General features: G+C 68.3%; 18 protein-coding genes. 9 read left to right on the top strand and 9 right to left on the bottom strand.

Annotated features, from left to right (window positions below):
• The 5 genes from yidC to CYJ26_RS08800 all read left to right on the top strand — a co-directional run bounded on the left by yidC (position 1) and on the right by CYJ26_RS08800 (position 4,786).
• Positions 1-1,164 (top strand): membrane protein insertase YidC, encoded by a 1,164-nt coding sequence (gene yidC, locus CYJ26_RS08820; RefSeq protein ID WP_006547846.1) that lies wholly within the window; start codon positions 1-3, stop codon positions 1,162-1,164.
• Positions 1,165-1,201: 37 nt separating this feature from the next.
• The gene (locus tag CYJ26_RS08815; RefSeq protein ID WP_034234904.1) at positions 1,202-1,744 is read left to right on the top strand and encodes a Jag family protein; all 543 of its coding nucleotides are present in this window, start codon (positions 1,202-1,204) and stop codon (positions 1,742-1,744) included.
• Positions 1,745-1,857: 113 nt separating this feature from the next.
• On the top strand, positions 1,858-2,454 hold the full coding sequence (rsmG, locus tag CYJ26_RS08810; RefSeq protein ID WP_048680449.1) for a 16S rRNA (guanine(527)-N(7))-methyltransferase RsmG: 597 nt from the start codon (positions 1,858-1,860) through the stop codon (positions 2,452-2,454).
• A gap of 167 nt (positions 2,455-2,621) precedes the next feature.
• Entirely contained in the window at positions 2,622-3,524 is a 903-nt protein-coding gene (locus CYJ26_RS08805) for a ParA family protein (protein ID WP_101638292.1), read from the top strand.
• On the top strand, positions 3,524-4,786 hold the full coding sequence (locus CYJ26_RS08800; RefSeq protein ID WP_048680447.1) for a ParB/RepB/Spo0J family partition protein: 1,263 nt from the start codon (positions 3,524-3,526) through the stop codon (positions 4,784-4,786). The genes CYJ26_RS08805 and CYJ26_RS08800 overlap by 1 nt, the downstream gene beginning before the upstream one ends.
• A 142-nt stretch (positions 4,787-4,928) precedes the next feature.
• On the opposite strand, the gene CYJ26_RS08795 is transcribed toward CYJ26_RS08800, so the two are convergent.
• The 8 genes from CYJ26_RS08795 to CYJ26_RS08760 form a co-directional block, all read right to left on the bottom strand.
• The gene (locus CYJ26_RS08795; protein WP_101638291.1) at positions 4,929-5,891 is read right to left on the bottom strand and encodes a D-alanine--D-alanine ligase family protein; all 963 of its coding nucleotides are present in this window, start codon (positions 5,889-5,891) and stop codon (positions 4,929-4,931) included.
• Positions 5,892-5,899: 8 nt separating this feature from the next.
• Positions 5,900-7,207, bottom strand: a complete 1,308-nt coding sequence (locus tag CYJ26_RS08790) for an aminotransferase-like domain-containing protein (RefSeq protein ID WP_006547852.1) — start codon at positions 7,205-7,207, stop codon at positions 5,900-5,902.
• A 156-nt stretch (positions 7,208-7,363) separates the two neighbouring features.
• Positions 7,364-8,791 carry a threonine synthase gene (gene thrC / locus CYJ26_RS08785; RefSeq protein WP_101638290.1) on the bottom strand — a complete coding sequence of 476 codons (1,428 nt, stop codon included), beginning with the start codon at positions 8,789-8,791 and terminating at the stop codon, positions 7,364-7,366.
• Positions 8,792-8,969: 178 nt separating this feature from the next.
• On the bottom strand, positions 8,970-9,296 hold the full coding sequence (trxA, locus tag CYJ26_RS08780) for a thioredoxin (RefSeq protein WP_006547854.1): 327 nt from the start codon (positions 9,294-9,296) through the stop codon (positions 8,970-8,972).
• A gap of 64 nt (positions 9,297-9,360) precedes the next feature.
• Positions 9,361-10,287 carry a thioredoxin-disulfide reductase gene (trxB, locus tag CYJ26_RS08775; protein ID WP_024035667.1) on the bottom strand — a complete coding sequence of 309 codons (927 nt, stop codon included), beginning with the start codon at positions 10,285-10,287 and terminating at the stop codon, positions 9,361-9,363.
• A gap of 100 nt (positions 10,288-10,387) precedes the next feature.
• Positions 10,388-14,116: a murein biosynthesis integral membrane protein MurJ gene (locus CYJ26_RS08770; RefSeq protein WP_101638289.1), complete on the bottom strand. Its 3,729-nt coding sequence runs from the start codon at positions 14,114-14,116 to the stop codon at positions 10,388-10,390.
• An 8-nt stretch (positions 14,117-14,124) separates the two neighbouring features.
• A complete protein-coding gene (locus CYJ26_RS08765; protein WP_101638288.1) occupies positions 14,125-16,617 on the bottom strand; it encodes a DUF6049 family protein in 2,493 nt (830 codons plus the stop codon).
• Between the two features lie 8 nt (positions 16,618-16,625).
• Complete coding sequence (locus tag CYJ26_RS08760) at positions 16,626-17,135, bottom strand: NUDIX hydrolase (RefSeq protein ID WP_006547859.1); 510 nt, start codon at positions 17,133-17,135, stop codon at positions 16,626-16,628.
• A 102-nt stretch (positions 17,136-17,237) separates the two neighbouring features.
• Here CYJ26_RS08760 and CYJ26_RS08755 point away from each other — a divergent pair, with 102 nt between their 5' ends.
• Positions 17,238-18,707, top strand: a complete 1,470-nt coding sequence (locus CYJ26_RS08755; protein ID WP_034235864.1) for a CCA tRNA nucleotidyltransferase — start codon at positions 17,238-17,240, stop codon at positions 18,705-18,707.
• Between the two features lie 19 nt (positions 18,708-18,726).
• On the opposite strand, the gene CYJ26_RS08750 is transcribed toward CYJ26_RS08755, so the two are convergent.
• Positions 18,727-19,599, bottom strand: coding sequence for an ATP-binding protein (locus tag CYJ26_RS08750; protein WP_101638287.1), 873 nt, complete (start codon positions 19,597-19,599; stop codon positions 18,727-18,729).
• A gap of 638 nt (positions 19,600-20,237) precedes the next feature.
• Here CYJ26_RS08750 and serC point away from each other — a divergent pair.
• From serC to CYJ26_RS08735, 3 genes are all read left to right on the top strand, one after another.
• Positions 20,238-21,326, top strand: a complete 1,089-nt coding sequence (gene serC / locus CYJ26_RS08745; RefSeq protein ID WP_040319468.1) for a 3-phosphoserine/phosphohydroxythreonine transaminase — start codon at positions 20,238-20,240, stop codon at positions 21,324-21,326.
• 163 nt (positions 21,327-21,489) lie between these two features.
• Positions 21,490-22,674, top strand: a complete 1,185-nt coding sequence (locus CYJ26_RS08740) for a phosphoglycerate dehydrogenase (RefSeq protein WP_006547863.1) — start codon at positions 21,490-21,492, stop codon at positions 22,672-22,674.
• Positions 22,675-22,912: 238 nt separating this feature from the next.
• On the top strand, positions 22,913-25,030 hold the full coding sequence (locus CYJ26_RS08735) for a beta-galactosidase (RefSeq protein WP_244902056.1): 2,118 nt from the start codon (positions 22,913-22,915) through the stop codon (positions 25,028-25,030).
• Positions 25,031-25,120 lie beyond the last annotated feature (90 nt).

Here is a 25,120-nt window from a genome sequence, read left to right as displayed (position 1 = left end):
ATGGACGCGATCCTCTGGCCGCTGAAGGTGGCCGTTGCCTGGGTCATGGTCTACATCCACAAGGCCCTGGTCTTCATTGGCCTGCCTGACGGCCCGGGAGTGGCCTGGGTGCTGTCGATCGTGGGTCTGACGATCTTCGTGCGGCTGCTCATCATGCCGCTGTTCGTCAAGCAGATTCGTGCCAGCCGCGGCATGCAGCTCATGCAGCCCGAGCTCCAGGCTCTCCAGGCCAAGTACAAGGGCAAGACGGATCCCGCCTCCCGCCAGCGCCAGCAGGAGGAGATGATGGCGCTGTACCGCAAGCACGGCACCAACCCCTTCTCCTCGTGCATGCCGATCCTGGTGCAGATGCCGGTCTTCTTCGCCCTGTTCCGAGTGCTGGCCTCGCTGCAGGCCGTGGCGACCGGAACCTACGCGAACCACGACTCCATCGGGCCGCTGACCGCCCAGCTGGCCGAGGACGTCCAGGCCTCCACGCTCTTTGGAGCGCACCTGTCTGAGTCCTTCATGAACTCCTCGGACGTGACGACCAAGGTTGTCACGGTCATCATGATCATCGCGATGTCGGTGAGCCAGTGGTACACCATGGCCCAGCTGACGATGAAGAACATGCCCGAGTCGAGCAAGAACTCGGACAACCCCATGATGCGCTCCCAGCGCATGATGATGACGATCATGCCGATCTTCTTCGCCTTCACCGGCGTCCAGTTCCAGATCGGTGTGCTGGTCTACTGGGTGACGACCAACCTGTGGACCATGGGGCAGCAGTTCCTCACGATCCGCAACATGCCGGCGCCCGGCTCTGAGGCCGAGAAGAAGTACCGCGCACGCGTCAACGCCAAGCGCGCCCGCAAGGGTCTGCCGAGTCTGGAGGAGGAAGAGGCAGCCAAGCGCGCTGCTGAGCTCGAGGCCGCTGGCAAGACGGGTGGTCAGCGTGTCCAGCCCGTGCGCAAGAACCGCCAGAAGCGGGCCTCTGCGAACGTCTCGATGACTGAGGAGGAGCGCTACCAGGCGGCTAGCGACGAGGAGGAGGCGATCGAGGAGATCGAGACCAATATCGTGGGTCTGACTCCTGAGGAGATCGCTCGGCGTCGCTATGAGAAGCGCGCGCGCCAGCGTCAGCAGCGTAAGAAGTCCAACGGCAAGAAGCGCCAGTCGCGCTGAGCCAGCCCCAGCCAGGCCCTAGAGAACGGAACCTCAGATGAGTGAGAACACCAGCGCCTCCACCGCCGTCAAGCGCCTCGAGGAAGAGGGCGAGATCGGTGCCGACTACCTCGAGGAGCTCCTCGATATCGCTGACCTCGGCGGCGACATTGACATTGACATCGACCACGGCCGTGCCTCGGTCGCCATCGTGGCCTCGGAGGAGGGGGACGAGCGTGAGCTCGCCGACCTCGTGGGTCGTGATGGCGAGGTGCTCGAGGCTGTCCAGGAGCTCACCCGCCTGGCCGTTCAGGCCCGTACCGGCAACCGCTCCCGCCTCATGCTGGACATCAATGGCTACCGGGCCGCTCGGCGTGCTGAGCTGACTAAGGTGGCCCAGGAGGCCGTGGCGAAGGTCCAGGCCACCGGCGAGGTCGTTGCCCTGGAGCCGATGAACCCCTTCGAGCGCAAGGTCTGCCACGACGTCGTCGCGGCCGCGGGCCTGGTCTCAGAGTCCGAGGGTGCCGAGCCGCACCGTCACGTCGTCGTCCTGCCTGCCCACACGCAGGATGAGGCCGGCGAGGACGCCGAGCAGGACTGAGAATCGCCATGACGAGCCAGATGGGGGAGCGCCACCCTGGCGGGGCCGCGGAGAGTGAGGCCGCAGCGCAGGTGGCGCAGGCAGCCGAGGACTTCGAGCAGCCGAGCCAGGAGATGCGCGAGCTGTTCGGCGTCGCTTTTTCCGCGGCCGAGCACTTCGCGGACATGCTGGTCGCTGAGGGGGAGCTGCGGGGCCTGGTGGGCCCGCGCGAGCTTCCGCGGTTGTGGTCCCGGCACATCGTCAACTCGACGGCCGTGGTTCCCTTTCTGCCTCGGCGAGGCAGCGTGGCTGACGTCGGGTCCGGCGCCGGCTTCCCAGGGATCGTAGTCGCATTAATGAGACCCGATCTAGAGGTAACGCTTATTGAGACGATGGAGCGTCGGGTTGAGTGGCTCGAGCTCGTCGTTGCCGAGCTCGACCTGGACAACGTCACGATACGACGTGCTCGGGCTGAGGAGATCAAGGACCGTTACGACGCGGTCACCGCGCGCGCCGTGGCGAACCTGAGCAAGCTGGTGCGGCTGACCTCTGGCCTGCTGCGCCCGGGTGGCAGTCTGCTCGCCCTCAAGGGTGCCAAGGCCCAGCAGGAGGTTGACGACGCGAAGTACGTCATCAAGAAGGCGAAGCTCGAGCCGGCCGTTATTCACGAGGTCGTGACACCGGGCGAGGAGCTGACCCGAGTGGTCGAGGTCCGTCGTCGGCGTGGATGATGCGGCGCCCGGCGGACGCCGAGGGTACTGAGCGCCGGGGATGAGGCCTGGCCAAGCGGGGGTCACTGCAGTATGCGGTGGCCCCGCTCTGCGTGTCGGTGGACTCACGTAGACTGTGCTGCCTGGGGGAGTGACCCCGCAGATCCGGTCGTCCGAGGAGGACAGGTTTGTCAGATTCGTCCATCTTCGACCAGCTTCGGGCGGATCACGCCGCGTTGAACCAGGTGACCACCGCGGGTCTGGATCGACCCGAGCAGACCCGGGTCATCGCAGTGGCGAACCAGAAGGGTGGAGTCGGCAAGACCTCGACGACGGTCAACGTCGCCGCCGCGCTCGCCGAGGCGGGGCTCAACGTGCTCGTCATCGACGCAGACTCCCAAGGCAATGCCTCGACGGCACTGGGTGTACCGCATAGCGAGGAGGACGTGACGCTCTACGACGTCATGGTCGAGGGGAGACCAATCGCTGACGTAGCCGTGCAGACGAGGTTCGCGCCCACCCTGTGGTGCGTACCCTCCTCGATCGATGTCGCTGCGGTAGAGATCGAGCTCATCAACTCTCCCCAGCGTGAGTCGCGTCTGCGCCTCGCCCTGCGCGAGTACCTCATCGGACGCAGCGAGGCCGGCTTGGAGCGGCTGGACTACATCCTCATCGACTGCCCACCGAGCCTGGGCATCATGACGATCAACGCCTTCGTGGCGGCCGGTGAGGTGCTCATCCCGATGCAGGCGGAGTACTACGCACTGGAGGGTCTTGCTCTGCTCACACGCTCGGTGGACAGGATTGCGCAGATCCATAATCCTGCCTTGCGGGTGTCCATGATTGTCTTGACGATGTTTGACAAGCGCACCACCTTGGCTCGCGACGTCGAGGATGAGGTAAGGACCTACTTCCCGGAGGCAACGTTGCAAACGAAGATTCCGCGGTCGGTGCGCATTGCGGAGGCTCCCTCTTTCGGCGCGCCTGTGGTCTACTGGGATCCCCGGTCGACGGGTGCGGTGGCCTACAAGGTCCTGGCTCAAGAGATTGCGCAACGTGGCAGCGGCAGCCCTGCCCAGGAGGAGAACTGATGGCACAGAAGAAGCGAGGACTGGGGCGCGGACTGCAGGCGCTCATCCCGGAGGCGCAGGCAGAGAACCCCTCGCGGCGTCCCACGGACGTCTTCTTTCCAGCGGGTGGCTCCGTTCAGGCGCACGACGGCGAAGGCTCGTCTCACGCGGCTGACATCGCCTCGACTTTGCTCGCTCCCTCCAAGCGTATGCAGGCCTCGAAGCGGGGCGGTCGCAAGGGCGGTGATGTTTCACGTGAAACATCGGGTGCGGCGGGAGGTGCCGAGCGCGGAAGTGCGGTTTCACGTGAAACATCTTCGCCGGGTCGCCAGGGCGCTCAGGGTGCCGGGTGGCCAACCGAGGCTGCGGCCCAGGCCGGGGCTGCTCCGAAGGCGGCAGTGAGCTCCGTGCGGGGTGACGACGCGGCATCTGCTGACGGCGACGCGCTCATGCCCGTGCCTGGAGCGACCTTTGCGGATCTCCCGGTGGCGCTCATCCAGCCAAACCCCCGGCAGCCTCGCCAGGTTTTCGACGACGACGACATCGCTGAGCTGGCGGCCTCGATCAAGGAGGTCGGTCTGCTCCAGCCGATCGTCGTGCGTCGCGTGGACGGGCCAGACGGTGAGGCAGCGCATTACGAGCTCATCATGGGTGAGCGGCGCCTGCGCGCCTCGAAGGAGGCGGGGCTCGAGACGATACCCGCGGTGGTGCGATACACGGAGGACGAAGACCTGCTGCGTGACGCGCTGCTGGAGAACCTCCACCGCGTGCAGCTCAATCCTCTTGAGGAGGCAGCCGCCTATCAGCAGCTGCTCGAGGACTTCAGCTGTACGCACGCCGAGCTGTCCCAGCGCATCGCGCGGTCGCGGTCGCAGATCTCCAACACGCTGCGCCTCATGAAGCTCCCGCCTCTTGTGCAGCGACGCGTGGCAGCAGGTGTGCTCTCGGCTGGCCATGCGCGCGCTCTTCTGGGACTTCCTGATGCCGCCGCCATGGAGCGCCTGGCTCAGCGCATCGTCGCGGAAGGACTGTCCGTGCGCGCCACGGAGGAGCTGGTGGCACTTCATGACGAGCCGGCCGGCGACGTGAAGGCGCCGGTCTTGCGGTCTCGCAGCACGCCGATGCCCCAGCTGTCGAGTCGGCTCTCGGATGTCTTTGATACCCGCGTCAAAGTGACCCAGGGTGCGAAGAAGGGCAAGATTACGATCGAGTTCGCCGGATCGGAGGATTTGGCAAGGATCGTCGGTGCGCTGGCGCCGGGCACGGACTTAAGTGAGCTCTGATCTGCGAGAACGCGAAGACGGGGCGGGATGTTTCACGTGAAACATCCCGCCCCGTCTTCGCGTGGACCAACCGGCCTCGCCGCGCGACTGAGCCGGCGAACGCGCCGGAGGACCGCGCCGGGCGGCAGGCAGCGGAGCCGGTCTAGCGGACGAGCGGGTGGTGGACGAGAGCGTCGTAGAGGCCGGGAAGGTCACCGGCAGCCTCTGCGGCGAGGGGGAGGAGGGAGGTCTCGGTCATTCCCGGCACGACGTTGACGTCAATGAACCATGGCGTGCCCTGCTCGTCGAGGATGAGGTCCGTGCGGGAGACTTTGCCCAGGCCGAGTGTGCGGTGCACGCTCAGAGCCGTCTCCTGCACGAGAGCAGTCTCCTCGGCACTGAGCCGGGCAGGTGCGAAGTACTCCGAGCGTCCCGGGTTGTACCGGGCGTCGAAGTCATACTGGCCCTCGGTGACGACCTCGACCGGCGGTAGGGCCTGCGGGCCTTCGCCAGCATCGACGACCGAAACAGCGATCTCGCGACCTGCGACGTAGGCCTCGATGAGGGCCCGCTCGTCATAGGCAAAGCAAGCCACCATGGCGTTGCGGAGCTGATCGGCATCGGAGGCGGGAGAGACGCCGAGCCCGGATCCACCCTGCTGGGGCTTGACGACGACGGGTAGACCGAGCCGGCTCATGACCGTGCCCAGCACCTCCTGGGCCCCGAGCTGGGAGAAGTAGGCCTTCGGCAGCGTGAGGGAGTCGGGTGTCTTCACCCCGGCTGCACGGACTCCCGCCTTGGCCGTGGGCTTGAAGGAGGCGCGCTGGCAGCCGTCGGAATGCGTGCCGACGTAGGGCAGGTCAAGGGCCAGGAGGATGTTCTGAAGGCCGCCGTCCTCACCGGGACCGCCGTGGACCAGCGGCCAGACAACGTCCGGGCCGAAGGCGCGCAGCGAGGCGATGGTGCGCGCATCGACGTCGAGGACGAGGACGGTGTGCCCCAGGTGCTTGAGCACCTGAGCCACGCGGTTGCCCGAGCGCAGGGAGACATCGCGCTCATGGCTGAGGCCACCGGCAAGGATGGCGATACGAAGAGGCTCGGCGGAGGGGAGAGTGGTGCTGCTCATCGTGGTCCTCAGATCTGGTCGGGTGCGGGAGCGACGACGCCGTCGTCGTGACGGGAGCGGGCGGGGCCGAAGAGCGTGACAAGGTCGAGGTCACGGGCGACGACCTCAGACAGGCGCCGAACGCCCTCACGGATCTCCACCGGCTCGGGGTAGCAGAAGGACAGGCGCATATGGTCTCGACCTGACCGGCCTCCGGCATAGAAGGCCGTGCCGGAGACATAGGCGACGAGGTTCGTGACCGCCCGGGGCAGCATCTCCTTGGCGTCTAGGCCCTCAGGCAAGCCGACCCAGACGTAGAAGCCGCCGTCAGGAACGTTCCATGTGCACATCGGCATGAACTCGTCGAGGGCAGAGACCATGGCGTCGCGACGGCGTCGGTACATGCCGCGGAACTCCTGGATCTGAGCCCGCCAGTCGAACTGGTCGAGGTACATGGCGATCGAGTACTGGCCCACGGAGGAGGGACACAGGATGGCGGCCTCGGAAGCGAGCTTCATCTTGTCCCGGACCGCCGGCGGAGCCACCGCCCATCCCACGCGATAGCCGGGCGCGAAGATCTTGGAGAAGGAACCGAGATAGACCACGTCGTCTGGCGCGAGGGTCTTGAGAGCGGTGTAGGTCTGCCCTTCGAATCCGAGCAGGCCGTACGGATTGTCCTCCACGATGAGGATGTGGTGGCGGCGGCAGATCTCGATCACCTGCGGGCGCCGCTCCTCACTGAGCGTGACGCCAGCCGGGTTGTGGAAGTTGGGCAGGCAGTAGAAGAACTTGATGGAACGACCCTCGCGCTCGAGCTGGGTGATGCGTTCCTCGAGAGCCTCTGGGATGACGCCGTCAGCATCGATGGCTACGTGCTGGACGTCGGCCTGGTAGGTCGAGAAGATGCTGAGCGAGCCAACGTAGGTCGGAGCCTCAGCCAGGATGACGTCACCGGGGTCGATAAACAGCTCCGTGATGATGTCAACGGCCTGCTGGGACCCGGTGGTGACAATGATGTCCTCGGGGTCGGCGTCGATTCCCTCCAGAGCCATAATCTGCGGGATCTTCTCGCGCAGGGCCGGTAGACCCTGACCATTGCCGTACTGGAGCGCGCGGCCGCCGTCCTTGCGGATCATCTGAGCGGTTGCGTCAGCGAGGCGGTCCAGCGGCAGGTCCTTGAGGTTGGGCATGCCACCAGCCAAGGAGACGACCTCGGGACGAGAGGCGACGGCGAAGAGGGACCTGGTCTCCGAGGCTCGGAGCCCGTGAGCTCGTGCTGCGTAGGAGTCCAGCCACGGGTCGAGTCGGTTCCCACGTACCTGGTTCGCGTCAGTCACGTCCAGCTCCTCTCAGGCGGGTCCTTCCGCGCCTAGAGGACAAGTCTGCCACGTGCCCACCGAGGGAGGAGACAGTGGTCACGTGGCAGAAGGTCGGCGTCAGTGTTTCACGTGAAACATCCGCAGCCAGTGGACCGGCAATGCCCGGTGGCAGCCTCAGGACAGGGCAGAGGCAACGATGATGCGGCGCAGTGCGGCAACGTCGTCGTCAATGTCGGTCACATGCTGCGATGCGGCCAGAAGAACCCGCAGGGCATCTGGAGTGGGCGGCTGCTCGCCGATTGCCTGGGCAACGGTGTCGCCGAACTTGGCGGCCTTGGCGGTCTCGAGGACCAGCGTGGGGAAGCCCGGTTCCCTCTCACGCAGGGCGACGGTGACCCCGTCGGCCGTGTGAGGATCGATGAGGTAGCCGGTTGCGCTGTGGACGCGGCGGATTGCCTCGAGGCGGTCAGCGTGGGTGGAGCGGCCAGAGACAAAGCCGAACTCCTCCCTCATGCGCTCGCGGTGCGCCGAGAGGTCGAGGCGGCCGCTGCGCGCCAGCTGTGCCCACGCAGCCACGAAGTCCTCCTCACCCAAGAGCTGACGGATGAAGCGCTCCAGGTTGGAGGCACGGGAGATATCCATCGAGGGGCTGGAGGTGGCCAGGGTCTGGGCACCTGAGCGCGGTGCGTAGACGCCGGTACGGAAGAACTCGTCCAGGACGTCATTCTCGTTCGTGGCGAGGATGAGCCGGCGGATCGGGACCCCCATGCTGTGCGCGAGGTGGCCGGCGTAGATGTTGCCGAAGTTCCCACTCGGCACGGCGACGTCCACGCGGTAGGCCGCTCGTGCCGCGGCCGTCAGCTCATCGGTGCAGCGCAGCCAGGCCCAGACGTAGTAGACGATCTGTGCGGCGATGCGACCAAAGTTGATCGAGTTGACGGCGCCGATGGAGTACTCGCGCTTGAAGTCGGCATCGGCGTTGATCGTCTTGACGAGCCTCTGGCAGTCGTCGAAGACGCCGGCCACGGCGATGTTGTGGATATTCGGCTCATCCAGGCTGTACATCTGGGCACGCTGGACGTCGCTCATCCTGCCCTGGGGGGAGAGCATGAAGACGCTCACCCCGTCCTGCTCGCGGAAGGCGTGCTCGGCGGCAGAGCCAGTGTCCCCGCTCGTCGCGCCAAGGATGTTGAGGACCTGGCTGCGACCACGCAGGACGAAGGGGATGGCCTGCCCCAGGAACTGCATGGCCAGGTCCTTAAAAGCCATCGTGGGGCCCTCAGACAGGCCGACGAGACCAAGCCCCTGCGCGACGTCGTCAAGGCACGTCAGCGGGACCACGGGGGAGGGGAAGCGCTGGGGCCCATAAGCCTGGGCAGTGAGCGTGCGCAGGTCCTCGGCGTCGATATCGGTGGCGTACAGACCGATGATCCGGGCGGCGAGCTCGGCGTAACTGAGGTCCCTGAGGTCCTCAAGGTCCTCGAGCGCCAGCTGAGGCACCTCGGAGGGGATAGCGAGTCCGCCGTCAGGTGCGAGCCCGGACAGGAGCACGTCGGTGAAACCGAGGGGCTCCATGCCCCCGCGCGTGGAGATGAACTGCATGTCCTCCGCCTTGGAAAGAAGCCACTGGGTGCGGCCTCAGTGTACTGGTGGGCGCATACGGGCACCGCAGGCGCCACATGACGAGCGCCGCTCACACGCGGTGTGTGGGCGGCGCTCGTGCGGCTCAGGCACGCTCAGGCAGGAGGTGCAGGCAGCAGATCGGGTTGAGGATCCTGCTTCAGGCCAGGACCTTCTCGACCTCGGCCTTGAAGGAAGCCTTGGGACGAGAACCGGCAAACTGGTGGAAGACCTCGCCGTCGCGGATGACGGCGAAGGTCGGGATGGACTGGATGCCGTAGGAACGAGCCGTCGCCGGGTTAGCGTCGACGTCGACCTTGACGAACTTGACCCGGTCACCGAGCTCGGCCGCGACCTCGTCGACGATCGGAGCCATCTGGCGGCACGGGCCGCACCAGGTGGCCCAGAAGTCGACGACGACGGGCGTGGTGGAGGACAGGACCTCGTCAGAGAAGGTGGCGTCAGTGACATCAAGGGCGTTGGACATAGGAGTTCTCCTGAGATGAAAGATGGTCGTGGGTAGACGCGAGGTGTGCGGGCCGAGGGCTCGCTCAGGCCTTGAGTGAGGCGAGGTAGTGCTCAGCGTCCAGGGCGGCGCGGCAGCCCGAGCCAGCGGCAGTGATGGCCTGCTGGTAGACCGGGTCAGCGACGTCGCCGCAGGCGAAGACACCGGGGATCTTGGTGCGCTGGCTGGGAGCCTCGACCTTGATGTAGCCCGCCTCGTCGAGGTCGAGGACCTCAGCCACGAGCTCGGAGCGCGGGATCTGGCCGATCGCGACGAACAGGCCGGAGGCCGGCAGCTCGCGACGCTCGCCGGTCACGGTGTCCTCCAGGGTGACGGACTCCAGGGCTGCCTCGCCGTTGAGCGAGACGACCTTGGAGTTCCAGGCGAAGGAGATCTTCGGGTCGTCCATGGCCTTGCGAGCCATAGCGGCCGAGGCGCGCAGGGAGTCGCGGCGGTGGACCACGGTCACGGTACGCCCGAAGCGGGACAGGAAGGTGGCCTCCTCCATGGCCGAGTCACCGCCCCCGACGACGACGATGTCCTGGTCCTTGAAGAAGAAGCCGTCGCAGGTGGCGCAGTAGGACACGCCGTGACCGGAGAGTCGGTCCTCGCCCTCCAGACCCAGCTTGCGGTACTCCGAGCCGGTGGAGATGATGACGGTACGGGCCTCGTAGACCTCGTCGTCAGTGGTGATCCGCTTGACCTCGCCCTCCAGGTCCAGGGCCGTGACGTCCTCGTAGCGGATGTCCGCGCCGAAGCGCTCGGCCTGCTCCTGCATGTGGGTCATGAGGTCAGGACCCATGATGCCCTCGGTGAAGCCCGGGTAGTTCTCCACCTCGGTGGTGTTCATGAGGGCACCGCCAGCGGTGACCGAGCCTGCCAGCACGATCGGTGCCAGCTGGGCGCGCGCCGCGTAGATCGCTGCGGTGTACCCGGCCGGTCCGGAGCCGACGATGATGACGTCGTGGATCATGGCTCTCCTTGTGTCGAGCGTTCAGGAGGGTCGGCGAGACCCTGCTCCCAGTATCTCCTGCGGAACAGGTGATAGGACGCGTATGTTCCGAAGTATTTGCTTATCGGAGAGTGATCTCGCCGATAGTGACCTTGAGGAGCCCGTCAGACGCCGTCGGCAGATCGGTCACCCACACGACGACCGAGCTGGTCGTCGTGGCCGAGAACTCGAAGGTCGTGGTCCCCTCAGTGAAGGCTCCCTCGGCCAGCAGCGTGCCGCCCTGAGGGTCCTCAGGTGAGGTCGCGCGGATCTCCACGTGCCCGCCGCTGCCGGTGCCCTGCATCTCGATCGCGGAGACCTCAGCCTCCTGAGCCAGGGTGACCCCCACCCCGATGCCCTGCTTCCAGGCCATGGAGGAGGAGGCGTAGTAGCGCGAGTACCACGAGGTGCTCGGGTCGCCGTCGATGAGCGCACCGGCGAGCTCCGGGTGCTCGTTGTCGTCGCCGCCCGGGTCCAGGGACTGGGCGCCGGAGATGGTGATCGGAGCCGCCGGCTGGTCCTGCCCGGCCTGCGAGTCGGCCTGGTCCGAGCCAGAGGAGTCCTCGGAGGCTGCCGAGGCTGCCGTCGGAACCGTCTTGGCGGCGGGGATGTCCTCGTCGCTGATCTTGAGGTTCGCCAGGGACAACAGGTTCGAGATCGCGAAGAAGGCGCCCACGAGCACGGCCACGAGGGCGGCCACCAGCACCATCGCCGTCGTCCGGCTCACCGCCCGGGAGGCCTCGCGATCCTCCTGGCTCACCTCCTCCTCGGGCTCCAGGTCCTCAGGGGTCGGGGCAAGGGCAGGAGCGGGTGCCGGCGGCGCGCTCAGGACCGGCTCAACCGGGCTTGCGGCGCGGTCGTCCTGTGGCTGCGCCGGATCAGGCGTGCGGGCCGACGGCGCCGACCAGCTCGGTGCCTGGTCCGGCTTAGCCTGTGCGGTCGGCTCGGCGGGTGCGGGCGCCGACGGTGCCGTGGCAGCGGGCTCGGGTGTGGCGGCGTCGGGCCTGGTGCCAGGAGCGGAGCCCCTCGCCGTGCGGGCGGCGGATCCGGGGCGCTGAGCGCGCAGGCTGCCGGCCAGGGCGCTGAGGCGTCCAAGAAGACCCTGGGCCGCCACCGCCAGTCCCGCGGTCCCTGCCGCCGCCACCGGCGCCGACTCCTCGGGCTCGGTCGCCGCCTCCTCATGGGTGGCGACCTCCGGCCTGGGCAGGACCGAGGGGTCCCAGGAGCCCAGGAGGGCAGCGACCTGCGCGGCCGAGTCCGGCGGCTCGGGACCCCAGGTCTGGGTGACCAGGGCGTCGAGGTCAGCATCGGCGTCGGACATGGCATGAGCCAGCGTGGAGGGGGCGGCGGGCGCGCCACCGACCCTCGGTGCCGAGGGGATACCCGTGCGCTTGCCGGGCCAGCGTCCGGTGAGGCTGAAGTAGAGCAGCTCCACCAGCGACCGGGCGTCGGTGCGGTCCGCGGCGAGTGGGTCGTGCCGATTCGCCTCCAGGCCCAGGAGGGCCGCCTCGATGCCGACGCCGCACACCTGCACCGATCCGTCCGGACGGATGCGCACGGCGTCGGGGGAGAGGTTGAGATGGTGCAGGTCCCGGCGCGAGCAGGCGTCCAGCACCTGGGCGACCTCGCCGATGACGGCGCGGGCCTGGGACGGGCTCAGGCCGGAGGCCGCCAGCACGGACAGCGGCTGCCCCACGGTGGGCTCGGTGACGATGAAGGCAGGGTTGCCCTGCTCGACGTCGTACACGCGCTGCATCCGGCGGTCCTCCACCAGTACGGCGCGTGTGGCGGCCTCCAGGACCTCACGGCGGTGCGGCGTGATGTCGGTCAGGGACAGGACCGTGACGGGCCGGTCCAGGATCGTGTCCTTGCCACGGTGACGCAGGATGCGCGGAAGCGTGGCCGGCAGGGGAGACATGAGTCGGTAGCGGCCGGAGCCGATTGGCGTGCCGTCACCCATGGTGTCCCCTCCTGTGCGCAGTGACGCATACATGCCGATTCTATCGGCAGCGGCACCGGGCATCGGAACGCTGCTGACAGGTGGAACCACCACCGGCACCGAGGCGTGACCAGGCAGCTCCTGGCCGGCCGGAGCCGACGCAGGAAGCGCCAGGGCGCGCCCAGCGCCTCGCACCGCGCGGCCCAGCCCACCGGGCAGCCTCGCACCGAGCGCCAGCACGATCCGCGAGGCCGGGCGGAACAGGACGCCGAGCTCGCTCACGCGCAGCACCCGGGCGACGGCGAGGTAGACCAGGGTCATGGCCACGGCCGTGACGAGGATGATGACCAGGGCGTCCAGGGCTCGGGTGCCGGTCAGCGAGCCGTCGGCCGGGCCGGTCAGGCGCCGCACCAGCACGCCGACGACGACGGCCACGCCTGCCGAGGCGATGAGCCGGGCGTAGGTGGACAGGATGCGGCGGCCGTCCAGGTCAGGAAGGTGGCGCCGTAGCAGCGGGATGATGACGAGGCAGGCCGCGGCCAGGGAGATGGTGTTGCCGGCGGCCGCCAGCATCATCCAGTGGGTGGCGGGGGCCAGCAACCAGGCCAGCAGGCAGGAGGCGACGGCGATCCCACCCACCACGCAGTCAGCGGCCAGCAGGCGCTTGGTATCGGCGTAGGCGAGCATGACGCGCTGGGTGGTGAACCACGCGCCCTGGAAGATGATGCCCACGGCCAGGATGGCGAGGATCGGGGCCGAGGCGTCCGCGACCTCACGCGAGATCGAGGGGACGAAGAGCTGCAGCGCCGGGCCTGCCAGGGTCATGATCCCGGCGGCGAACAGGACGGTGAACACGGCCACCGAGCGCAGTCCCAGCGACAGGTCGTCGCGCACTCCCTCGGCGTCGCCCGCCACGGCCTTCTCGCTCATCCGCGTGAACAGCGCGGTGATGATCGAGGTGGTGATGAGGGACTGGGGGAGCATGTAGACCAGCAGCGCGTTGGCGTACATCGTGGTCGAGGGGACCACGACGCCCGCGTACTGGGCGGACTCGGCGGCGGTGACCGCGCGGGACCCGAGGTTGGTCACGGCCAGGTCCCCCAGCGAGACGATGGCTGTGCCCAGCAGCGCCCACAGGGCCACCTTGGACATCGAGCCCAGTCCCAGGCCCCTGACTCCCAGGATGAAGCGCGGGCGGAAGCCGCAGCGGCGCAATGGGATGTAGAGCACCAGCGCCTGGACAGCGATGCCGAGCGTGGAGCAGCCACCGATGAGGATGATGCGGCTGGCGTCCCAGATCCCCGGGTCCTGACCGGTCGAGTAGCCGCCGTACAGGTGCAGGTAGGCCAGGATCGAGGCGATGGAGATGATGTTGTTGAGCACCGGCGACCACATGTAGGGGCCGAAGCTGTGCCGGGCGTTGAGGACCTGTCCCCACAGGGCGTACAGGCCGTAGAAGAAGACCTGCGGCATGCACCAGAAAGCGAAGGCGAAGGCCAGGGGCTGCCAGCGTCCCAGGCCCGAGGCGTAGAGCATGATGACCAGCGGAGCGGCCACGGTCAGCACCGCAGAGACCGCCGCGATGAGGAGCCCGGCGGCCGTCAGGATTCGGTTGACCAGCTCCTCGCCGTTGCGCTGACGCATGGCGCGCACGATCTGCGGCACGAGGATGGCGTTGAGGACACCACCGATGATGAGGTTGTACAGCTGGGTGGGCAGCATGTTGGCGACGTTGAAGGCGTCAGCCGCCCCCGACGCCGTCGCCCCCAGGGCTGCAATGAGCAGCGCGTTGCGCACCAGACCGAGGATGCGCGAGGTCAGTGTGCCTGCCGCCATGACGATGCTGGAGCGTGCGATCGAGGACTGGCTCATGGTGCCTCCTAGCTGGCTTCAGACGGGGACGGACAGGTGCCGGCGGCCGGTGCCTTGAGGGCCTGGCCGTCAGCGCCGGAGCGGCGGCCGCGGCGCACGGTGCGCACGATGCCGGCCAGCAGCATGACCACGAGCACCGCCGCGACGGCGGTCGTGCCCAGGGACTCCCAGTCGGCCCTGACCCGTGTGTGCAGAGTGATGGCGGTGCCCACGGGCGTGCCGTCAGCCGCCAGCACGGTGATGTGGACGTCGACGTCGCCGCTGCCCACCGCCTTGATCGGGACCGTGGCGGAGGCCTGCCCGTGCGCCGGGACGGTGACGGTGACGTCCTTGCTCGCCTGGAGCCGGGTTGATCCGGGCTTGAGGTGGATGCGCACGGTGACGTCCTGGTCCAGGCTGGACTGGATGCGCAGCGGCAGGTCCGCGGAGGAGGAGATGACGTTGATGGTCGAGGAGGGGACCACCGTGATGCGCTCGGTCATGGCCGTGCCGGTCTGCCGTGCCTGGTCGATATAGGCCGACCGACCCTGAGGGTCCGCGCGCCAGGAGGTTGCGCTCGCCCAGGACTCGACCTCGGTGGACAGCCCCAGGACGCTGCTGGGAGAGCTCAGGACCGAGGCGAGGGAGGCGAGGTAGGAGGCGGTCTGCCGGCTAGCGTCGAGCTCGTCCTGGGTGAGCTCGGTGGCCGAGGTCTGCGTTGAGGGGAGTTCGGCCCGGGCGACCTGGTCCCTCTCCTGCTCCGCCTGGGCGGCAGCCACCAGCGCGTCCAGGCCCTGACCCGTGGTCCACGAGGGGTCGAGCAGGGCGCCCAGCCGCGCGGCCAGCTCACTCGGATCGGTCTGGGCCGCGGTCTGGCGGCTGACGGTGACCACGAGGTCACGGTGGCGGTTGGGCGCCTGACGCGTCAGGATCGCCGAGTTGGCCCGGATGAGTTGACGAGTGTCCAGCTCGTTGTCCGTGGTCACCGGCTGGTCAGTCTCATCAGCGGCCACGGACATCTCGCCGTCGATCGCGGCGGTCAGGTCCGCGTCAGGGACCAGGACGGTGCGTCCCTCGCTAATCGCCCATCCCGACGGCGTGTAGGTCAGGTCCTCGGAGACGGGCAGGTCCCCGGACTGGGCGACGACGGTGGTCACGGACTGCGGGAGCTGAGCGAGGGTCGTGGTGTCCAGGGCGCCGGTGGCTAGGACCGTCGTCGTCATGGCGCCGTCCCAGGTGCTGGTGGCCTGGAGCGAGCGGGTCAGGGCTGAGCTGATGGCCTCGCCTTGACCCAGGTGGGCCAGGGCGCTGAGGTCAGCGTCAGCCCAGGGCAGGGTGATGACCGAGCCTGAGTCCAGGGCGTGGTTGAGGGCGCGGCGCAGCTCAGCGAGCTGGGCCGCAGGCAGCGGGACCGTGGCAGGGCTCGGCTCCTGCGAGTCGGAGCTCGTCGTGGCGGCGGGGCTCGGGGCTGGTGAGCTGGCTTCGGGGCCTGCCTCGCCAGCCTCCGGGGATGACGGCGAGGCCGGGCTGGCCTGGGCGGTCCCGGTGGCGCTCGGCGTGGCCGAGGAGCCCTCCTGACCGGCTGAGACTCCCAGGGCCTCCATGAGCGCAGGGTCGACGGCGAGGACGACGCCGTCGCCTGCCAGGGAGAGCAGACCGGTCACCCGCGTCAGGAGCGCGCTGAGCTCGGCCTGGGTCGAGGTCGTCGTGACTGAGTCGGCGTCCTGCGCTGGCGCGGTCTGCTCTCCCGGCTCAGCGCTCGCGGCGGTGGAGGCCTGCGGCGAGGGGGCCGGTTCCGGCTCGGCTGCGTCGTCCTCGCCGGTGTCCGTGACGCTGGTGGCGCCGAGCAGTGACATCTCGGCCGGCGAGGCGACCACCGGCACGATTGCCGTCACGCGTGTGGCATCGACCTGTACGCCGGCGTCCCACAGGGCGATGGTGCGGTCCGTGGCGATCTCCTCGCCCTCCTGCTCCAGCGCGAGCTCGACTCCTCTGGGCCCCCACTGCTCGGTGGAGGCGAAGGGGAGCTCTGCCGCGGGGACGGTCAGGGTGAAGGTGCGCACCGCTCCGGGCGCGAGCTCGCCGTCGAGGTCGAGTGAGGCGACGGTGGACAGGTAGCCGGTGCGCTCCCCGGCCAGCCAGGAGCTCAGCGCCGCGGTGGTGACCTCGGTGCTGCGCTGGACACGGGCCACCAGCTCAGCGCCGGACAGGGTGGAGTCGGAGCCGTTGGCGATCGTCCCGGTCAGGGTGAGGTCCTGGTCGCTGGCGAGGACCTCGGCGGACAGGGAGTCCACAGACATCGTCACCTGCCCCGGGACCACCTCGGCCGTGCGGGAGGTGGCGGAGGAGGAGGTCAGCGTCGCCGTCATCGCCTGTGGCAGGGATGACGAGGGCGCCGTGCCAGCCGTGGCCACGGGTGCCAGGCCCAGGGCGAAAGCAGCACACACGCCCGCCACGATGGTGCGGGCGCGGGCGGCCAGGGAGGGCCGACGACGGGCCGGGTGCTGACGGCCGAGCCTCACCTGGGGCCTCACCCGTCTCCCACGAGGATCTCGCGGGCCGTGGCGACGATGCGGCGCTCGTTGGGGTAGGCCAGGCGGCGGGAGACCTCCTCCAGGTCCACCCAGGCCACGTCCTCCGCCTCGTGGTCAGGATCGTTCTCCGTGGTCAGGGTGCCGCCGGTGGCCTCCAGGAGGAAGTGGTGGACGACCTTGTGGACGCGGTGGTCGTCCCCTCCGAACCAGTAGTCGATCGTGGCCAGGTGACGCAGGACGCGCCCGTGGATGCCGGTCTCCTCGGCGATCTCGCGCACGGCCGCCTGCTCCGGAGTCTCAGTGCCCTCCAGGTGGCCCTTGGGCAGGCACCACTCCAGGCGCCCACCGCGGTTACGACGGGCGATGACGGCGGTGACTGCGCGCCCGTCCTGGACATCGATGACCAGGCCGCCGGCGCTCGTCTCATCGACGACGGGCAGGCTGCGCGCACTCGCCCGACGCGGCTGAGAGCCCGCGCGGGGTCGGCGAGTGCGGTGGCTAGGCATAGGGACACTCTAGGCGGTCTTGGAGCGACCCTTGGCCCAGGTCCGAGGTGGCGTGCCTGGCACAGAGGCGTCACGGAGGAAAAAGATGGCACTCTAGGGCTGATGACCACGACGAACGCGACCTCCGCTTCCTCCACCCCGCAGGGCCTGTCCGAGACCGCCCTGGACGCCTTGGCGCAGCTGCCGCCCTCGTTGGCAGCCCTGGGACACCTGTTCGTGCGGGCCGGCCACGAGCTGGCGCTGGTGGGGGGGCCGGTGCGTGACGCCTTCCTCGGCGTGGTGCCGCACGACCTGGACTGCACCACCTCCGCCCGACCGGATGAGACCGAGGCGATCCTCACCCAGTGGGGGGACGCCTGCTGGGACATTGGCAAGGAGTTCGGCACCATCGGGGCACGCAAGGGAGACGTCGTCGTCGAGGTGACGACCTACCGCACCGAGGAGTACGAGGTCGGCTCGCGCAAGCCCGTCGTCGCCTACGGGGACACCTTGGAAGGTGACCTCACCCGCCGTGACTTCACCGTCAACGCCATGGCGCTGCGCCTGCCGGACCTGGAGCTGGTTGACCCCTGTGGTGGGCGCGCTGACCTGGAGGCCGGGGTGCTGCGCACTCCCGTCACGGCCGTGCAGTCCTTCGACGACGACCCGCTGCGCATCATGCGGGCGGCGCGCTTTGCCGCCCAGCTCGGCTTCGACGTCGAGATGGACGTCCTGGAGGCCATGAGTGAGATGGCCGGGCGCCTGGAGATCGTCTCGGCTGAGCGGGTGCGTGCTGAGCTGGAGCGGTTGCTGACCTCCCGCTGGCCGCGGCGCGGGCTGGAGCTCATGGTCCACTCCGGGGTGGCAGACGTGGTCCTGCCAGAGCTGTCCGCCCTGCAGGAGACTGTGGATGAGAAGGGGCGGCACAAGGACGTCTATGAGCACACCCTCACGGTGCTCGACCAGGCGATCGCGCTGGAGACCGGGCCGCAGGGTCCGGTGCCGGCCCCCGACCTCGTGCTGCGGCTGGCCGCCCTGCTCCATGACATCGGCAAGCCGGCGACCCGCCGTTTCGAGGGCGGCGGTGTGGTCACCTTCCACGCCCACGACCTCGTGGGGGCGCGGATGGCCAAGAAGCGGCTGACGGCGCTGCGTTTTGACAAGCAGACGATCAAGGACGTGGCGCGGCTGGTGGAGCTGCACCTGCGTTTCCACGGCTACGCGGACGCGCGCTGGTCTGACTCGGCCGTGCGTCGCTACGTCACGGACGCCGGGCCGCTGCTGGAGCGGCTGCACCGCCTGACCCGCGCGGACGTGACGACGGGCAACAAGCGTAAGGCGCAGATGCTCTCCGCGGCCTACGACGACCTAGAGGAGCGCATCGCTGAGCTGGCCAAGCAGGAGGAGCTCGCCGCGATCCGCCCGGACCTGGATGGTCAGCAGATCATGGCTGAGCTGAGGATCGAGCCCGGCCCGGTGGTGGGGCAGGCCTACCGCTTCCTCATGGACCTGCGGATGGAAAAGGGCCCGATGGGTGAGGACCTGGCGCGCCAGGCCCTGCACTCGTGGTGGGCCGCGCGCGGGGAGAAGTAGGCCGGCGCGAGGGGGTCCTCTAGGGGCCGAGCAGCGAGGCCGGGACGACGGCGATGCTGTCCGTGTCCCGATAGGCGTCCCGGCCGGTTGTGATGACGACGGCGTCAGCGAGCCTGTCTCCCAGACGCTCACGTAGCCACAGCAGGTGACGGGTGTCCCCGGGGCGCGGTGCGGCAGCAGTCTTGACCTCGATGGCGACGACCCGTCCGTCAGGGCCCTCGACGATGAGGTCGATCTCCTGGCGGCCTCCTTTGGTACGCAGGTGCCGGACGTCGGCCTGGCACAGGTCGGCGTAGACCTGCACGCTCTGGGTGACGAGCGACTCGAAGAGGAAGCCGAGCATACGGGTTCGACGTGGCTGGCCTATGGGGGTGCGGACAATGGGATGACCGACGCCGAGGAGGTGGGCCGTGCCGATGCCCAGGAGCCGGGCGGCCAGGGCCGGGTCGCACATCTGGTGCTTGTCTGCTGCCGTGGCGCGTGCAAGCTCGTTCTCCGTCGGCATCCAACCCGGTACGGGGTCGATCATCCACATGGACGCCAAGGTGTCCCTGTAGGTGCGTGCTGTGGTCGCAGCAGGCTGGATCCCCTGGCGGGCTGTCAGGGAGCGGTTGATGGAGTCGAGCGTGGTGCAGGTGGAGACCGAGGCGGCGTAGGCGCGCATCCAGTCCTTGAGAGAGCGGGTGCGGCGCTGGGATCCGTCAGACAGGTCGTGTCGGACGATGAGGTCGATGTAGGAGTCCAGCTGCGCCTGGCGTGCGACCAGGGGGAGGTCACGGGTACCCGCAAGACGCAGTCCTCCCCACCTGCGTGGAGTTGGGAAGTGGATCGTGCTCCCCTCCGTCTGACCTGCTTGATGGCGGGGGTGGAGGGGCAGGCACCTCAGCCCCAAGGGCGGCCAGGCGGAGCGCCCCGCGCATGGGGGTAGGGGGTGAGGCGCGCTTGTGCCTTGTCGCTTAAGGCCTGCAACCGTCGGTACCCATCTGGCCGGTTCCGCAGATTTCTCGCTTTAGGTGCTTAACAGTCGATCTCCACGGTTGCCACAACCGAACTGACTGTTATCGGCCTAAAGCGACGGTCTGGGTCGACCCGGAACCTCGAAGTCGACTGTTGCCGGCCTAAAACGAGGCCTCCGGCCAGCCTGCCTTCCCTCAGGAGACTGGCCGACCCCACGTGCGTGGGGGTTGAGGCTTCAGTGAGCCGGGTCCGAGGTTCTGGGAGATGTCGTCCCCACGTGCGTGGGAGGGGGCAATGACCTTGGTGTGGGACCAGATCCGCAGCTCGTCCCCGTGCCCACGGGGGTTGTAGCTATGTAGCCGGCAGTTACGACGTATGAGATCGGCGCGGCCCGTGCAAGCGGGCGATTCCTCGGTTTTCAGAGTTCTCGGGATTCACGCGCGTGGCCCATCTGGTTGATGGCGCGTGCCTGTCACTGCCGCGGTCCGCCGGGCAAGAAGCCGTCTTCTCGCCCGGCGGACCGTGCCGTGAGACCGCTTTGCCCATCGGCTGAGATCTGAGCGAAGATGGAGTATGCGCGTGCATAACTTCTCAGCAGGACCCGCCCAGCTTCCCCTCCCCGTTCTTGAGCAGGCTTCCGCCGAGCTCACCAACTGGCGAGGTTCTGGAATGAGCGTCCTCGAGGTCTCTCACCGTGGCAAGGACTTCACCGAGTGCGCCGCGGACGCCGAGGCCACGATCCGCCGCCTGGCCGGCGTCTCGGACGACTACGCCGTGCTCTTCCTTGCCGGCGGTGCCACCGGCCAGTTCTCCGCCATCCCCGGCAACCTCACCCAGCGTGGGGACACGATCGCCTATCTCAACACGGGTCAGTGGTCGAAGAAGGCCATCAAGGAGGCCACCCGTCAGGGCCTGGAGGTCAAGGTCGTGGCCGACGAGGCCGACTCCTCCTACACCACCACCCCTGCCCCCGGCTCCTTCACCGTTCCCGCCGAGGCGAAGTACCTCGGCTACTGCGCCAACGAGACCATCGGCGGCGTCGCCATGCCCTACGTGCCCACCGAGGAGGCCGCAGGCGTGCCGATCGTGGCCGACGTGTCCTCCATGTACCTCTCGCGCCCCATCGACGTCACCAAGTTCGGCGTCATCTTCGGCGGCGCCCAGAAGAACCTCGGCCCGGCCGGCATGGACATCTCCATCATCCGCCGCGACCTCATGGGTCACGCCCGCTCGGACGTCCCAGCCATTTGGGACTGGCAGGTCATGGCGGACAACGACTCCATGCTCAACACCCCGCCCACCTTCTCCATCTACCTGCTCGGCCTCATCCTGCACTGGATCGAGGACGAGGGCGGTCTGGAGGCGATGGCGCAACGCAATGACGCCAAGGCCGCCCGCCTGTACGAGGCCATCGACTCCTCCAGCTTCTACAACAACCCGGTGGAGCCCGGCTCGCGCTCGGCGATGAACGTCCCCTTCACGCTGGCCGACTCCTCCCTCGACGCCGACTTCCTTGCCGGCGCCAGCGCTGCCGGGCTGGTCAACCTCAAGGGCCACCGCAGCGTCGGCGGCATGCGCGCCTCGATCTACAACGCCATGACGGATGAGGGCGTGAGCGCCCTCATCGACTACATGGCTGAGTTCGAGCGCACCCGCGGTTGAGCGTGAGGTGGGTCGACGGCGGAGCCTGGCTGCGCCGTCGGCCCACGACAGCCCGTGGCTGCCTGAGCACGGGAACCGGGAGACGGTTTCCTGTGTGTTTCCTACGTGACCATTCCCGACTGATTCACTACGCCTGCAAGCCGCCAGCACCGGAAGGACCATCATGACCAAGCTGCGCGTCAAGACCCTCAATGCCATTTCCGCCAGCGGACTGACCCGTTTCCCCGCTGAGAGCTACGAGGTTGGTGAGGGCGTGGAGTCTCCCGACGCCCTGCTCGTGCGGTCCGCCAAGCTGCATGACACCCCGATCCCGGAGTCCGTCCGGGCTATCGCCCGTGCCGGCGCCGGGACGAACAACATCCCTGTTGCCGAGATGACCAAGCGAGGTGTTCCGGTCTTCAACACCCCGGGCGCCAACGCCAACGCGGTCAAGGAGCTGGTCCTGGCCGGTCTGTTCATCACCTCGCGCAACCTCATTCCCGCCGCCCGCTTTGCCCATGAGCTGACGGGAACCGACGCCGAGATCGCCAAGGCGGTCGAGGCAGGCAAGAAGCAGTTCGTCGGTTTTGAGCTGCCCGGCAAGACCCTCGGCGTCATCGGCCTGGGGGCCATTGGCGTGCGTGTGGCCAACGCGGCGCTCGGGCTCGGCCTGAAGGTGGTGGGCTATGACCCGGCGATCTCCGTGGACCACGCCTGGAACCTGTCGGCTGAGGTTGAGCGTGCGGAGTCGATGGAGGAGGTCTTCAAGCGGGCTGACATCCTCACGGTCCACGTCCCTCTTATCGAGGCCACGCGCGGCCTCGTGTCCACCCAGCGTCTGGCTCTGATGAAGCACTCGGCCGTCATCCTCAACTTCGCCCGGCCTGAGATCGTGGACGAGGCGGCGATCGTCTCCGCCCTCGACCAGGACTACCTGGCCGGTTACGTCTGCGACTTCCCGTCGACGGCGGTTCACAAGCACCCCAAGTGCATCTCGCTGCCTCACCTGGGTGCTTCCACCAAGGAGGCCGAGCGCAACTGCGCCGTCATGGCGGTCGACGAGCTGCGGGGCTTCCTGGAGGACGGCCAGATCCACAACTCGGTCAACTTCCCTGAGGCGGTCATGGCGCGCGAGCCGGGCACCTTCCGCCTGCTCATCGTCAACAAGAACGTGCCGAACATGGTCGGTCAGGTCTCGACGATCGTCGCCCAGCGTGGTCACAACATCGCCAACCTCCTCAACCGCTCGCGCGGTGAGCTGGCGGTGACCCTTGTTGACGTCGACGGCGAGGCGGATGCTCAGCTGGCGGAGGAGGTCCGCGGGATCGACGGCGTCCAGAGCGTGAGCCTGATCCCGGCGCGGGCCTGAGAGGGCGTGTGAGTCCGGGCCTGGTGCGGCTCCGACTCGGTCTGGGTGTGATCAGCGCGTCCTGGTGGCGCGGGTGATATCTGAGGGCGTGTCCTGAGGCGTTGAGGGACACGCCCTCAGTGTCTGAGCACGCTGCAGCATGACGAATGCCCGCCGCCAGGACTTCACAGAGGCCTCCTCGACCCTCTACTATCTAGTAACTACTAGATAAGCGGCGAGGGCGCCGCAGGAGGTCACCATGACAAGCCCGATGACGAGCTCCGCGAACCGTCTCCTGTTCGGCGCGGCCTACTACGACGAGTACACCCCTGCCTCGGCAGGCGAGGACCGCCTCGAGCGCGACATGAAGATGATGGTCGAGGCCGGCTTCACCACCATCCGCATCGCCGAGTTCACCTGGGGCACCTGGAACCCCGCCCCCAGCGTCTTCGACTTCACCCACGTCGACCGTGCGATCGATGCCGCGGCCGCCCACGGCCTGGACGTCATCATCGGCACCCCCACCGCCGCGGTACCCACCTGGCTCGCCGCCCGTCACCCCGAGGTCATGGGCGTCAACGCCCATGGGACCGCGAACAAGTACGGCCCGCGCCAGAACATGGACATCACCGCCCCGGCCTACCGCTACTACGGCGAGCAGGCCATCCGCGCGCTCGTGGCCCACACCGCCCCGCGGGACAACGTCGTCGGCTTCCAGCTGGACAACGAGACCAAGTACTACGACGCCTACAACGCGGACATCCAACGTGCCTTCGTCGACTGGCTCAAGGAGCGCTTTAACGGGGACCTTGACGCCCTCAATGCCGCCTACGGCCTGAACTACTGGGCCAACCGGATCAACGCCTGGGAGGAGTTCCCGGACCTCACCCAGACGATCAACGGCTCGCTGGCCGCCGCCTTCGACTTCTTCCGCCGCTCGCTGGTCACCGACTTCCTCCTGTGGCAGCGCGCTATCGTGGACGAGTACCGCCGCGAGGACCAGTTCGTCACCCAGAACTTCGACTACGAGTGGCGCGGCTACTCCTTCGGGATCCAGCCCGCCGTCGACCACTTCAAGGCGGCCGAGGCCGTCACCCTGGCCGGGGTGGACATCTACCACCCCACTGAGGACCAGCTCACCGGCAAGGAGATCGCCTTTGGTGGGGACATCAACCGCTCCCTCAAGGACGGCGCCCCCTACCTGGTCCTGGAGACCGAGGCCCAGGGGCAGATGGGCTGGCTGCCCTACCCCGGCCAGCTGCGCCTGCAGGCCTACTCCCACCTGGCCTCTGGTGCCATGGGAGTCATGTACTGGCACTGGGGCTCGATCCACAACTCCTTCGAGACCTACTGGAAGGGCCTGGTCTCCCAGGACTACTCCGCCAACCCCACCTACCTGGAGGCCGCTCGCTTCGGCGCGGAGATCAAGGAGCACGCCGCGTCGCTGGCGGGCCTGGCCAAGCGCAACAAGATCGCCGTCATGGTCTCCAACGAGGCCTACACGGCCCTGGAGTGGTTCTCCATCGACTCCGGGTTCCCGCGCCAGGTCAGCGGGGGCGGCGCCAACTACAACGACGTCTTCCGCCTGGTCTACGACGCCCTGTTCGAGGCCAACCTCGAGGCTGACATCGTGCCCGCCGACGCCCCGGCCGAGCGCCTGGCCCGCTATGACGTCCTGCTCGCCCCGGCCCTGTACGTCACGCCCGAGCAGACCATCGCCAACCTGCGCGCCTTCGTCTCCGGCGGCGGCCACCTGGTGACCACCTTCCGCACCGCTGTGGCCGACGAGAACGTCCAGGTCTTCACCGACCGCCAGCCTCACGGACTGTCCGACCTGCTCGGTCTGGGCACCGATCAGTTCACCCGGCCCGACGGCGTCCGGCTGGCTCCCACCGGAGCGCTTGCCGCCACCCTGCCTGAGGGGGCCGACCTGGGGCTCGCCCACTTCATGGAGCTGCTGACCCCCGTCGAGGGCGCCGACGACGTCGAGGTCCTGGCCAGCTACGACCACCACGCCTGGTCCGGCCCCGCCATCGCCACCCGCGCCGTCGGCTCCGGCTCGATCACGCACCTGGCCGCCTGGGCCAGCCCCGAGGTGGTGCGCGCCGTCGTCACGCTCGTGGCCGAGCGCGCGGGCGTCACCGACTGGGCCGGCCAGCTCGCCGGCCAGGTCACGGTGCGCAAGGGCGTCAACGGCGCCGGCCGCCCGCTGGCCTACCTCCTGCGCTACAGCCACGAGCCCGTCACCCTCACCCTCCCGGTGGGCGGCACCGACGTGCTGGGCACCCTCGGTGAGGTCGGCGCCGTCCTGCCGGCGGGTGCCACCGTCACCCTGCCCGGCTGGGGCGTGCTCGCCCTGGAGGGCCAGCAGGCCTGAGCCTCAGGTCGCCGTCGTCACGCACGACGGCGACCGCTCGCCTGCCGCTGCGCAGGCACCTCAACCACGTCCGGGCCAGGCCAGCCCGCA

Origin of the sequence: Actinomyces urogenitalis, from assembly GCF_002861525.1 — a bacterium.
Taxonomy (GTDB): domain Bacteria; phylum Actinomycetota; class Actinomycetes; order Actinomycetales; family Actinomycetaceae; genus Actinomyces; species Actinomyces urogenitalis.
The sequence above is the reverse complement of the archived record's forward strand: the minus strand, read 5'-3'. Positions and strand labels throughout refer to the sequence as shown.